The following is a 12,793-nucleotide window of genomic DNA, read 5'->3' as shown; positions in this document are numbered from 1 at the left end:
TATGGTAACAGCCTTACTGTTTGGTGGGATGATTCTGTTTTTGGCCATGGGCGTACCTATTTCGTTTACCTTAGGCGCAGCCGTCATGGTGACGATTTTCTTGGCACCTGATTTTATGGTCACGCCGGGCATTATCCCTCAGCGTATTTTTGGCGGTCTTGAATCGACGTCTATCATGGCAATCGCCTTTTTTATACTGGCCGGCAATATCATGACGAAAGGCGGTATTTCAAGCTGTATCGTAGATTTCTGTAATTCTATTATTGGGAATATCCGCGGCGGCATGTCCTTTGTATTGGTCTTAGCCTGTGCATTTTTTGCGGCCTTGTCAGGATCGGCGCCGGCAACGGTCGTCGCCATTGGCGTCATGCTTTATGCCGACATGGTTAAACTGGGGTACCCAAAAGAACGCGTAGCCGGTCTCTTGGTTGTATCCGGCGGGTTAGGGCCGGTTATTCCGCCGAGTATCATCATGATTGTCTATGGTACGATTACCGGGGCCTCTATCAGCAAAATGTTTAAAGCAGGGTTAGGCATCGGTATCCTCATCATGGCTATTTTGATGGTCGTCTGTTTCGTATATTCCCATAAAGAAAAGTGGCCTAAAAATGCCAAGCGCGTCAGCTTGAAAGAAGTATGGGGGTCCTTTATCCATGCGATTCCGGCCTTACTGCTGCCGGCTATTATTTTAGGCGGGATTTATTCCGGCATTATGACGCCGACCGAATCGGCTTCAGTTGCCGTCGTCTGGTCCCTGATCGTCAGCTTCTTCGTATATAAAGAAATGACAATCAAAGACTTATGGCCCATTTTTCTGGATTCTGCAAAAGGGTCGGCGATGATTTTATTTATCATCGCGACTTCAACGGCCTTCTCTTGGATTTTTGCTTATTCCGGTATTTCCGGTGAGATGGTTGATTTTATCCGCAGCCTGAATCTCAATCCGACGTTGTTCTGTATTCTCGTTGCCTTGTTGCTGCTGGCATTCGGTACTTTTTTGGAAGGCACCGCTATTTGCGTCCTCTTAGTGCCTATCCTTTGGCCATTGGCCCATGTCGTAGGGGTCGACATCATTCACTTCGGCATGATTGTTTGCATTGCCAATGTCGTCGGCACGATGACTCCGCCTGTTGCCGTCAATATCTTTGCAGCGGCATCTGTAACCAAGCTTGATATGGGCAAGATTGTCAGTGGTGAAATTCCTTTCTTCATTGGCTATGTCGCGGTTTATTTTGCGGTCGTACTATTCCCTGTATTTACGACACTGTTTTTATAAGGAAAGGGGATTATAATGAATATGAATGAGATGATGTCTTGGCGTGTTCAATCGCCGGACTCGATGGGTTTCCATTCGGTTATTACACCGGATACGGCAGCTTGCCGGGTTGCCCAAATGTTTCGCTTGAACCTTCCTAAGGGGGCCTCCTATCATCTGAAGGATGATAAGCGGGAATTGCATGCTGTCTTGATCCAAGGTCGGGCCGTGATCGAACAAGAAATACTGGGAAAGGTGCAGTTGGAAAAATTAGATTCTTTCTATATTCCGGCGCAGCATTCCATTCAAATCACGGCGCTTGAAGAGTGTATTTTCTATATTGCCGGGGCTGTTTTTGATGGAATCGGTGAACCTCTCGTCCGTAAGTTCGACCGATCCCTTCCCATCGGCGATATACATCAGATTCATGGAGAAGGCCCGTGCCGCCGGGAAGTCATGTTTACCCTGGCTCCGACCGATAAGGCGTCACGGTTGATTTGTGGTCTCACCTGGGGCGGTGACGGTTCATGGACGAGCTGGCCGCCGCACCAGCATGAAAAATATTTAGAAGAAGTCTACTGTTACTTTGATATGCCGAAACCTAAATTTGGTTTCCATATCAGTTATAAGAACAGCGGCGACGTCGATGATATGGTCGTCCATCCCGTTTATTCGGGGACGATGGTCCAGGCGCCTTGCGGATATCATCCGACGGTCGGCTGCCCGGGCTGTCAAAATGCTTATTTCTGGGTTTTGGCAGCCTTTGACCCGATGGTACGCAAATATGATTTAGCAGAATCTGATCCTATGAGAGTTTAAGAAAGGGTGTTGAAATCATGGCATTTAAAGTGTATGTAACCGATTATGATTATGGAACGTTGGATCCCGAAAAAAACGAAGTCGCTAAAATCGGAGCCGTCTTAGTTCCGACTCAGTCTAAAACGGAAGACGCGATTATTGAAAACTGCAAAGACGCAGATGGCCTGCTCAATCAATATGCACCGATTACCCGTAAAGTTATGGAATCGCTACCGAACTTGAAGGTCGTCGGCCGCTATGGCGTCGGCGTCAATACCGTCGATCTTGAGGCTGCGACGGACCTGGGGATTCAGGTTGTCAATGTACCGGATTTTTGTATGGATGAAGTGTCGAATCAGGCGATTACCTTGATGATGGCCTGCCATCGGAAATTAAACATATTGAATCATCAGACTCGTCACGGCGGCTGGGACTACCAGATTGCCAAACCGATTCACCGCCTCAACGGACAGACACTGGGACTTTTAGGATTTGGTCGTATCCCCAGAATGGTTGCTCAAAAAATGAAGGCTTTTGGCTTGAAAATTTTGGCTTACGATCCCTATGTTTCCCCCGAAGCGGGAGCCAAGGAAGGCGTTGAAATACTGCCTTTGAAGGATGTTTTGATGCAGTCGGATATCGTTTCGGTTCATGTACCCTTGACGAAAGACACGGAAAATCTGTTGAATGACGAAACCCTTTCCTGGATGAAACCGACGGCCATTGTCGTCAATACGTCGCGCGGACCTTTGATTGATGAAGCCGCGTTGTATCGGGCTTTGAAGGATGGAAAAATCGGCTATGCCGGATTGGATGTTACGGTCCATGAACCGATTGAAAAAGATAACCCCTTGCTGACCTTGGATAATGTCATCATTACGCCGCACATTGCCTGGTATTCCGAAGAATCGGAAATCGATTTGAAAACGAAGGCTGCACGAGGCGTCGCCAAGGTTTTGAATGGCGAAAAGGCAAAGTATCTCGTCAACAAGGATGTTCTTAAATAACAGCCGGGAGGAGATGAGACCATGAATGCAGGTACGGTGATTGCCATCAGCCGCCAATATGGGAGCGGAGGCAGAGAACTGGCGCAGATTCTGGCAAAAAAATTGGGGATTCCCTTATACGACCGCCAATTGATTCATATCGCAGCTGCTAAAATTGGTATCGACGATATGAAAGAAGGGGACTTAAAACAGCTCGAAGAAGAAATCCCGCCCCTTTCCTTGAAATTTATGCCTTTCTATATCTTTGGCATGCAAGGCGAGAAGCCTTTAAATAATCAGATGTTTGAGGCTGAATCCGAGGCCATCCGGCAATTGGCCAGAGACGGGTCCTGCATTATTTTGGGACGGTGTGCAGACTACGTTTTAAAAAATTTCCCCAATACCTATTCCTTTTATATCTGTGCCGACGATGCTTATCGGGCCGAGCGCGGGAAAAGCATATATGATGGAAAGACGCTGCGGGAATTAAAAGAAGAAGACCGCAAGCGCGGTCAATACTATACGTACTATACGGGAAATCTGTGGGGCGATCCGGCCAACTATACGGCTGCCATGAATACCAGCCGCATTACCTTAGACAAAGGCGCGGATTTAATCATCAACTATATTGAGACCTTACAGCAATAAGGTCATATGAGAAAAAGCTGCCGCAAGGCAGCTTTTTTCACAAAGTCTATGGATTTTTCTTTTTCTACTGTTTTTTGTCTGATGTATCTGTTATCCTATAGATATTAATCAGTGAGTGCATGCCAGTAAGGAGTTTTATATGGTTAATTCTAAGTCCTCAAAATCTAAAATTGAAGAAACGGCTAACAATATCATCGATTTTATTACGTCGCGACAAATGCTTCCCGGGGATAAAATGCCGACGGAGCCGGTGTTGATGGAAGATTTGAATGTCAGTCGTTCGACTCTGCGGGAGGCGATTCGAGCATTAAGCGCCCGCAACATCCTGGAAGTACGTCAAGGTTCAGGCACCTTCATCGCCAAACGCTGCGGCGTTCCCCTGGATCCCCTGGGACTGACTTTTATCTATGATGATGACCGCCTGGCCATCGACCTGCTCGACGTTCGCTTGATGATCGAGCCCCAGACGGCCTTATTAGCGGCCCTCCATGCGACAGAAGAACAGTGCCGGGCATTAGTGGAACAGTGTGCCTTGGTTGAAGACCTTATCAAGGCCAATAAAGATTATGAAAAGGAAGACACAGCCCTGCACATGATGATTGCTGAGGCCAGTGGAAACCGGGTCCTGAGTAATTTATCCTATATCCTTCATACGTCCGTTAAAAAGAATATCGTATCGACGGAAGATGCCCTGAGGGATAATAATACCCTCGTTTACCATCGCCGTCTTGTCGATGCCATTGTCCGCCATGATGCAACCGGGGCTTATAACGCCATGACGATTCACGTAACGATGCTGTGGGAATTTATTTCGGCTAAATTAAATTCAAAGGAATAAATGGGCTTTAACTAATGATTAGCCGCCCTCAACTTTTTGAATCGGACAGACGGCCAGCGTTTTTCTTTTTACGATTGATTTTGTCATGGGAAGACCTCCTTTCCTAATGTTGATCCTCATATTGCTTTCGTTTTCTAACAAAGGTTGAGGGAGTTAATCCTAGGTTTTTGGACGCTGTTCGGACGTTTCCGAACATTTTATATGCATTTTGAATATAATTATATTCAATCTTTTCCAGTACCTCTTTTAAATTGATTGGAAATTGAATGGGCGGTGCGGCAAAGTCGGCTGGTTCATTTTCAACTTCCTTTTCTTTGATGATTACAATGGGTTTGCTGGCCGGGTGAATGTGGAGATCTTCTGGTTGTATGGCGTCGGAAGAACTGATGATGATGGCCCGTTCGACAATGTTTTTTAGTTCGCGAATATTTCCCGGCCAATCGTACTCATGGAGCAGCTGCATCGATAAAGGGGTCAAATACTTTTTCATTTGATACTTTTGATTCAGCTTTTCTAAAAACGATTTTGCTAAAGGCTCGATGTCTTTTTTTCGCATTCGCAGTGGCGGAATCGAAATTGGAAAAACGGTGAGTCGGTAATAGAGGTCTTCCCGGAATGTTCCATTTTTTACCATTTCTTCGAGATTTCTATTGGTTGCGGCAATGATCCGGACGTCGATAGTTATGGGCTTTGTGCCGCCTACTCGCATGATTTCCTGCTCCTGTAGGGCACGCAACAGCTTTACCTGCATATCTTTCGGGAGTTCCCCGATTTCGTCAAGAAATAAGGTCCCATTATTGGCGAGTTCGAAGAGGCCGATTTTACCACCTTTATTGGCACCGGTAAAAGCGCCGCCTTCATATCCGAATAACTCGCTTTCAATGAGGTTTTCCGGGATTGCGCCGCAATTTACCTTTATGAAACTTCCTTTTGATCGCAGGCTGTGCTGGAAGATATATCGCGCCATGACTTCTTTACCGACCCCGGTTTCACCGAATAGGATGACCGAGGTGTCCATTGAAGCGACTCGATTGGCCAGCAGCATAGCGGCTAAGGTTGTTTCATCTTTTGCGATGATTTCGTGAGTTTCTTCTGCCGTCGTCTGTAAATGTTCCAGCTCTAAAGCTAAACGGTCCATAGCGGCCGTTTTTTCTTGTACAACGGCTTTCAAATTGTAAATTTCGGTTAAATCTCGGACATTGGTCACGACCATGATAAAGTTTTCGTCTTTATCAAAAATGGGAGAGCTTGTTACCAGCGCTTCTTTTCCGGAACGAAAACATTGTTGCAAGGTAACGGGCTGCTTGGTTTTGATGACTTGGAGCGACCCGGACTGAGATATCAATTTATCGCGGACCAAGTCGGCCATATTTTTCCCGATGACTTCCTCTTGCTTTAATCCGGTAATGATTTCATAGGCATGGTTGATGCGGAGTACGTTGGCTTTTGCATCAGTAATGAATATACCGTCAAAGGAATGCTCTATAATTGCGTTTAAACGCTCCTGGGCCTCTGAGAGCGTGGAAAAAATTTTAGCGGTAGTTGTCATAACTATTGTCTCCTTTAAAATGGGTAATAAAGGAGTCCCAATGGGGCTTCTATAATTTACATGATAAATATGCAGACATGATATAATTATAACAATTTTTGGTTATAGTAACAAGGCTGATAGTATTGAGAGAATCAACGTCGATAGATGAAAAATGGACTATTGATGACGAGAATAGGAGTTAGAAATATGCAGTATTTCTCGATATTTTTGAATTAATCTTCTTGAAAAGGAGTATTCGAACTGGTCCGTCAACAGTGCAGTTAATTGGGCATCACTGTACGGATGTTTGACGTCTTCGTTTTCAATCAGCCGAGCGAGAGACTGTTGTACGGCATCTTTCGAAATGGTTTCTTTTGTCTTAGGAAAAGGACGCTGAAATAAATGTTTGAAGGAAATGGTTTTATGCGGCGTTTGTAGATACTTGTCTTTTATAGAACGACTGATGGTAGAGGGATGAAGGCCTACTTTTTTGGCAATATCTGACAGCGTCATCGGCTGCAGTGGTCCTTGGTTCTGTAAATAGTCTTGCTGACAGTTCCAAATGGCATCGGTTAAGGCATGCAGCGTTTTACGGCGGCGTTCAATATTATAAAACAGTAGGCGACAGCGCGTATATTTGGTTTGGAAATATTCCTTTACACTTTCGTCGGTCGTTGTCCGCATCATCCGGACGTAGTAATCGCTCATGGAATAAGAGGCTGACCAGGAGTCGTTTAAAATAACTTCGTGGTCGGTGCCCGTGAATTGAATGATGACATCGGGAATAATATAGGAGGCTTCTGCTTCGAAGATGCCGCTAAGTGGTGCCGGATTTAATTTCTTGATGAGAGCTATGGCGGCATCGATCTTTGTTTTGGGACCCTTTACAGATTGGTAAATTTGTGAGCGTTTTTGTTTTCCTATATCTGAAAGATGATGGTCAATCAGTTTTTCCAATAGCGGGGTTAACTTGTGATTGCGACGTAGCTGCAATTTTAGACAGTCCTTGAGTGACGTCGCGCCTATACCGGCAGGATCCAGTTCTTGGAGACGGCATAGGCAGAAGTCAAAAAGGCCTGCCGGCAAGGGCAATTTTTCGGTTATTTCTTCTTCGGTTATGGTCAAGTATCCTCTGCTATCGACATAGTCGGCCAAATACGAAAACAGGGCCCACTGGGGTTTTGTAAAATTCGCGGAATTTACTTGTTCCAAAATAAATTGTTTGACGCTGCGCTCTTCTGGAGCTGCTACAAAATCTAAAAAGGAAGTATCGTTGTGGGCTGACGATCTTTGATTTGGGCTATACTCCATGAAGGGGTTTTCTTCGGATTCTTTTTGAAGCAGGTTGTACAGAGATTCTGTGGATAAGGCGAGAATATTCAACGATTGAATTTGATTGGTTGAAAGTTTTTGAAGCTCTTTCTGACTCAGTGTTAAGTTGGTGTCCATTGTTTCACCTTCCGTCCTTTTCGGCCAGGTCGTTCAAAATTGGGTACTGGGTTTTCCCCGACGTATTTTTGGGGATTTGTTCTATTTGATGGATACTGAAGCAGTGGATATGAAGGCCGAGTTTTTCGATTAAGAAATCTTCTATTTCTGGTTGTTTGTCTGTGGTGCCCGTCATAAAAATATGCAGGTCATCATCTTTTCCGGTACAAGCAAAGTCGCTAACGTCAAAGGTGTTTTTTAAGAGTTCTTCTACTTCATCCATATTTACGCGCTTCCCCATTATTTTTAGGAAGCGTTTTTTTCGACCTGTAATATAGTAGTATCCGTCTTGATCGACATAGGCCATGTCTCCTGTATAAAGCCGTCCATGTCGTAAGTCTCCTAAGGATAAATCCTCTGCTTTTTGAGCGTACCCCATCGTTACATTCGGACCGTCATAACAAAGTTCGCCGGTTACCTTCGGCGTCGTGATTTCTGTTTTTTCATCTTCCATGATGTGGAAGGTCCCGCCCGGTATTGCGATGCCGATACTTCCCAATTTTTCCAAGGCTTTATCAAATGGCAGATAGGACATGCGTGCCGTTGCTTCTGTTTGACCATACATGACGATAAAACGCTTTCCTGTTCGGTGCGCAAATTCAAGATATTCCTTTTGCAGCCGTGTCGATAGATGGCCGCCGGCTTGAATCATCAGCTTCAATTTTGGTAAATCCATAGACATGATTCCGATACGCTTCAAACACTCAAAGGTGAAGGGAACACCTGCCAGTGAGGTGATAGATTCTTTTTTACAGATGTTCCAGAATTCTTTATCGAATACCGTGTTTTCTGTCAGACATTCGCAGGCACCTTGGAGGACATGGCTGTTTATTACTGACAGACCGAAGGTGTAGTGCATCGGGAGAGATGAAATCGGATGATCTCGCTCGGTGATTTTTAGATATTCGGCGATAGAGGTCGCATTTGATTGAATATTTTTATAGCTTTGTCGGACTAATTTCGGGCTTCCCGTACTTCCGGACGTCGTTAATAACAGGGCTAAATCCGGATGAATATGGTGGTTGATTTCATTACTATGGTATAGGCCGTAATCATATAGTGTATATATTGGTTCTTCTATATCATCTACGGGCTTAAACAGGTAGTTGGGCTGATAACGCATCAATAATTGCTGCTGTAATTCTTCATCCATATCGTGATCGATGAGAAGGGGGACGATATGGTTTTGCAGGCAGCAAAGGTAGGATAGTGCAGAGCCTATTGTGTTATGGCAGATAATGGCCGCTAATTGTTTGGGTTTATTTTCGATTAGTTGATGTACTTTTTTGCTGTGAACATACCAATCGCCATAGGTAATGGAATGGTCCATTCCATCAATAAATAAGAGATGATCTTGGTATTTCGGGTTTTCATCAAAGAAACACAACATATGTATCCCTCCTAACGAATGATGCGGGTCAGTGATTCCAGTAGATTGCGGCCATCCCAAATTATATCCATATCCATGGCTTGCCCGATTGGTACAACTCGGTCTACACCGGTTACCTGAGCTTGGATGAGCTGGTTTCGAACTTCAGTTGGGGATATATTTAAGGTCGTGATAGTCTGGACTTTAGCCGTAAGGTAGGGGAATATGTCCGATAAATCTTGTAATGGATATTGAAAAAATTGACCAAAAGTTCCTGATAATTGAGTTATATCGAAGGGCAAGTCAGATAATGTATAGACATAAAGTCGGTTGTTGTCATATGCGATGGATTGAATTTCAGCTTCATGCATTGCAAATTTCCAGGCTTCGGTGAATTTTCGACTTACTTTAATGGGCGCCAGGTCGTATTTCTGTATTTCATGGACAACGGCTTTCCACCATCGCTGCTGCGCATCGATGAAGGCGCTTTTTGGTCCAAGCCAAAAAATAAGTCTTGGAGAGGAGCAGGCATTTTGATCTACTTCATAGGTATCTAAATAAAAATGATGAACTTTTTCTTTTAATTCTTCATCTGAACAAGTAACGATATAATTGCTATCGAAGACCGACAGTGAGTAGCGATCGGGAAACGGAATGTCGATAGCCTTGGGAGATAAAGGGGATTTTCTGATTTCGAGAATTGTTTTGTCTCCGCCCCAAATTATGCGGCTGTCACAGTGTTTTGAAAACGAGTCTGTTACTTTTTTTTCGTGATCATAGGTGATGATTGCGTTTTGTTCCCATAGGCTTCGGTATGAAGGGGCCTGTAAAAGATGATCAAGCAGGTTGCAAATTGGGGTGATTGTCGGGAGGAGTTTGGGGGAAATCCGGACGATGTTGGCATTGCCGGCCAATAATGAGATAAATAAGCTGTATAAAAACATGACGGGCATGTTGGCTGGGGCAATATGAAAAGTTAAGCCGCGTCCCAATCGATTTTCGATGTAGGGGAGTAATTTTTTATATTCTTCTATTTTCCTTGGACGAAGCCAGAAGCGAAAAGCGGCCCATTCCGGATTGTCTTTTGTCAGCGGATGGTTTTGCAAATGGCGAGAGAAATCTTTACAGAATTGCACGATTAAAGGTGAAAATGGGGGGGACGGAATTATTTTTTCTGGAATCGTTCCTGCAATTGTTGTGACTTTTTTAGTTGTGCGCATCACTGCACCCCCTTATCTCCGCCTTGGCAATACGACCGTCAATGCGAAAATATTTGCCTAAACGACCACAAGGGCAATCATCAATGCCTAATAATGTCCCCATGTCTTCTGTCAGAATAGAATGCCCGGGATAGGATGTTGCCAGCGGCGTTAATACTTGAACTATTCCAGATTCACCAATGGCGCAAGGGGAAAAGTCCTCAGGGTTACGGATAATGATATCTGAAAAAATACTGGCATGAAGGTGCCCTTGTTCACACTCCATATAAATACATCCGGTTTGCTCAGCCATACCATAGTAATTGTGGACCTTGCTGATTTTAAACTGCTCGAATAGACGCTGCTTATAAACAGTGGGCGAAACGGCTCTATCTTGCATCTTTTTCCAGCCACCGCCATGGATGAGAATCGCATTGGATAAATCGAGCATGCCCGGGTAATCTGCCAGCGCTTCGCATAAATACTGCCAAATCATGAAAGTGAACCCGAAAATGAGCACCGGTTGATCATGATAGATTTGGATAAAGGTTCGGATGCTCTCTAGGTCTATCGATAAATCAGACTTTAGGGCATAATATTTTCGTTTGGCAAAGATAGAAAATCCTAAAACGGCAGCTCCTCTCGCATTGAAGGCATTGCGGTTTTTTAATAAGTCCGGCGTGTCGACAATGAGCATCGGCAATCGAGCGGAGCCGATAAAGTTTTCTACAATATGGTATAAGGCAAATTGTTGATTGCTTGCTGTTGTAGTATCGAGATATAGGTGGGAAGCTATACCGGATGTTCCGGACGAGGTAATCACTTTGAAAACGTCCTGGTCGCTGATGCTTTTTAACTCTTCTGTTTTAAAAAGAGCTATAGGGAGCATGGGAATGGTTGAAATTTGGTTATAACGATTGCGTTTGAGTCTTAAGGTGTTCAATGCCTGTCCGTACGGTGGGCAAGCCTTGCTGTGTTGAAGTGTTAATTCGGATAAGAGGTGTATATAATGGTGCTCTTTTTCGGATTGGGTCCAAGCAAATGGCGGCTGGTCAAGCCAAGTATTATAGTCCATAGGCATCCTTCACCTCCTTTGTCAATATAAAGGGTGCTCTGTGACCGGGATAGGTTTTTATTGGTGTGGGTAAACTCCGTAAAACGGGCTTACCCAATTTTTCATAGGCCTGTTCATCCCCGCCAGGGAGTCGTGTGATGACATTTTCGTTTGGAATGAAGTAGTCTCCTGAAAACAAGAGCGCTTCATCGACGATGATACAACTGCTGCCGGGAGTATGGCCGGGGGCGGATTGGCATAAAATTGTATGCTGTCGCCAGGTCGTCGTGTAACCTTTTTCAAAGGTAATATCTGCCGGTTGGCAAGTAAAAGGTGGGTATGAAACTCTCATTTTTCCATTGCTCTTAAAATATAAGTACGTTTCCATAATTCTTGTCATATTTAAGGTAGTACTTTGAATTCCCAGGCTGCAGGCGGCACTGCATAAAACTTTTACCGGATACTGTTTTCTGAGGTCGTTGAGGGCCGCTATATGGTCGCAGTGTTCATGTGTTAAAATGACAAGTTCCGGAGTTAGATTTTTCTCGGTAAGATAGGAATGGATTTTTTGAAAATTATTTGGATCGACGATGAGAACGCGATCCCCGGAGACTAACAGATAGCAGTTGCTGTCAGTCAGGGGATCGACAATTATTTTTTCGAGCATTTTAAATATCGACGCCGTATTTTCGTAAAATATCCATTCCCTTTTCATAAGAGCTGAATGCCAGCACATCGGGGGTATCAATGGAAATATCGAAGGTATCTTCCATTTCCTCCATTAATGTCATATGGCCCATAGAGTCCCATAGCTTAATACTGCGATACTTTAGACCGGGGAGGTCTTCTTTTTTTAGTTTGAAATTATTCATAAAAAGCTGTTCGTATTTTTCTAAGTTTGTCATGATTTATTCTCCTGTTCTGTGTTGTGATAGATAAATAATGTTTTCATCATCAATTGATGGATATTGCCTTCTACGACTATGGTTCCATCTGCTTTTTGGCAAATTCCTCGAAATTTGCCAATGTACCAGCGTTTTTTTTCTTCGACATGAATTAGTTCTATCGACGCATTAATGGTGTCGCCGGGATAAACGGGAGCGGTAAAGGATAATTGTTCATCCATTAAAATCGTTCCATCGCCCGGGAAAATAGTTCCCATGATAGAAGATAAGAGGCTGGCGGTCAGTACCCCGTGAACAACGGGGCGGCCAAATCCATGGAGGGCCGCAAAGGTCGGATCGGTGTGCAGCTTTCCGGAATCTCCGGTCAGTGCAGCGAATTGATAGATGTCTTCATCGGTGAATGTTTTGGTCATGGCGGCAGTTGTGCCTACCCGTATTTCTGTTTTTGCTGTTGGGTCCTGTTGAGATGAAGCCTCCATTTCTTTTGAAAAGTCTTTAAATTGTTGCGGTGTGAGGAGTTGGCGAAACTGTCGCGCTGCGATACCCGTTTTATCTGCACAGGCCGTCATACAGCCACACACGAGCAGACAGATATCACAGACTGTATTTTCCACATCATATGTAAACATATGTTGAGGAAATTTTTTTTTCAGCTTTTCTACTTCGCGGCTGCGATCGTAGCGAGGGTTGCAGCCTCCGCAATATTTTATGCCTATTTTCAT

13 protein-coding genes are annotated in these 12,793 nt (G+C 44.3%); 5 read left to right on the top strand and 8 right to left on the bottom strand.

The genetic code is table 11. The annotated features are described in order from the left end of the window. Position 1 precedes the first annotated feature (1 nt). The 5 genes from A0U42_RS11080 to A0U42_RS11060 all read left to right on the top strand — a co-directional run bounded on the left by A0U42_RS11080 (position 2) and on the right by A0U42_RS11060 (position 4,525). The gene (locus A0U42_RS11080; RefSeq protein ID WP_044505289.1) at positions 2–1,276 is read left to right on the top strand and encodes a TRAP transporter large permease; all 1,275 of its coding nucleotides are present in this window, start codon (positions 2–4) and stop codon (positions 1,274–1,276) included. Positions 1,277–1,297: 21 nt separating this feature from the next. Further along, positions 1,298–2,074, top strand: coding sequence for a 5-deoxy-glucuronate isomerase (locus tag A0U42_RS11075; protein ID WP_218055550.1), 777 nt, complete (start codon positions 1,298–1,300; stop codon positions 2,072–2,074). Between the two features lie 17 nt (positions 2,075–2,091). Continuing rightward, positions 2,092–3,060 (top strand): C-terminal binding protein, encoded by a 969-nt coding sequence (locus A0U42_RS11070; protein ID WP_065361020.1) that lies wholly within the window; start codon positions 2,092–2,094, stop codon positions 3,058–3,060. A gap of 21 nt (positions 3,061–3,081) precedes the next feature. After that, positions 3,082–3,687, top strand: coding sequence for an AAA family ATPase (locus A0U42_RS11065; protein WP_065361019.1), 606 nt, complete (start codon positions 3,082–3,084; stop codon positions 3,685–3,687). A 139-nt stretch (positions 3,688–3,826) separates the two neighbouring features. Further along, positions 3,827–4,525 carry a FadR/GntR family transcriptional regulator gene (locus A0U42_RS11060; RefSeq protein WP_065361018.1) on the top strand — a complete coding sequence of 233 codons (699 nt, stop codon included), beginning with the start codon at positions 3,827–3,829 and terminating at the stop codon, positions 4,523–4,525. A 103-nt stretch (positions 4,526–4,628) separates the two neighbouring features. Here A0U42_RS11060 and A0U42_RS11055 read toward each other — a convergent pair whose 3' ends face one another. The 8 genes from A0U42_RS11055 to A0U42_RS11020 all read right to left on the bottom strand — a co-directional run bounded on the left by A0U42_RS11055 (position 4,629) and on the right by A0U42_RS11020 (position 12,793). Next, entirely contained in the window at positions 4,629–6,074 is a 1,446-nt protein-coding gene (locus tag A0U42_RS11055) for a sigma-54-dependent Fis family transcriptional regulator (RefSeq protein ID WP_065361017.1), read from the bottom strand. A 159-nt stretch (positions 6,075–6,233) separates the two neighbouring features. Next, positions 6,234–7,505 (bottom strand): RNA polymerase factor sigma-54, encoded by a 1,272-nt coding sequence (gene rpoN / locus A0U42_RS11050; RefSeq protein WP_044505295.1) that lies wholly within the window; start codon positions 7,503–7,505, stop codon positions 6,234–6,236. Between the two features lie 4 nt (positions 7,506–7,509). Continuing rightward, positions 7,510–8,934: an AMP-binding protein gene (locus A0U42_RS11045; RefSeq protein ID WP_065361016.1), complete on the bottom strand. Its 1,425-nt coding sequence runs from the start codon at positions 8,932–8,934 to the stop codon at positions 7,510–7,512. Between the two features lie 11 nt (positions 8,935–8,945). Further along, positions 8,946–10,133: an acyl-CoA reductase gene (locus A0U42_RS11040; RefSeq protein WP_065361015.1), complete on the bottom strand. Its 1,188-nt coding sequence runs from the start codon at positions 10,131–10,133 to the stop codon at positions 8,946–8,948. Then, complete coding sequence (locus A0U42_RS11035; protein WP_255304180.1) at positions 10,120–11,193, bottom strand: acyl-protein synthetase; 1,074 nt, start codon at positions 11,191–11,193, stop codon at positions 10,120–10,122. Before A0U42_RS11035 ends, A0U42_RS11040 begins: the two co-directional genes overlap by 14 nt. After that, on the bottom strand, positions 11,177–11,881 hold the full coding sequence (locus A0U42_RS11030) for an MBL fold metallo-hydrolase (protein WP_255304179.1): 705 nt from the start codon (positions 11,879–11,881) through the stop codon (positions 11,177–11,179). Before A0U42_RS11030 ends, A0U42_RS11035 begins: the two co-directional genes overlap by 17 nt. Continuing rightward, positions 11,835–12,071, bottom strand: a complete 237-nt coding sequence (locus A0U42_RS11025; protein WP_044505299.1) for a hypothetical protein — start codon at positions 12,069–12,071, stop codon at positions 11,835–11,837. Before A0U42_RS11025 ends, A0U42_RS11030 begins: the two co-directional genes overlap by 47 nt. Continuing rightward, positions 12,068–12,793, bottom strand: coding sequence for a MaoC family dehydratase (locus tag A0U42_RS11020; protein ID WP_065361013.1), 726 nt, complete (start codon positions 12,791–12,793; stop codon positions 12,068–12,070). The genes A0U42_RS11025 and A0U42_RS11020 overlap by 4 nt, the downstream gene beginning before the upstream one ends.

Source organism: Megasphaera sp. DISK 18, from assembly GCF_001682955.1.
GTDB lineage: Bacteria > Bacillota > Negativicutes > Veillonellales > Megasphaeraceae > Megasphaera > Megasphaera massiliensis.
The sequence above is the reverse complement of the archived record's forward strand: the minus strand, read 5'-3'. Positions and strand labels throughout refer to the sequence as shown.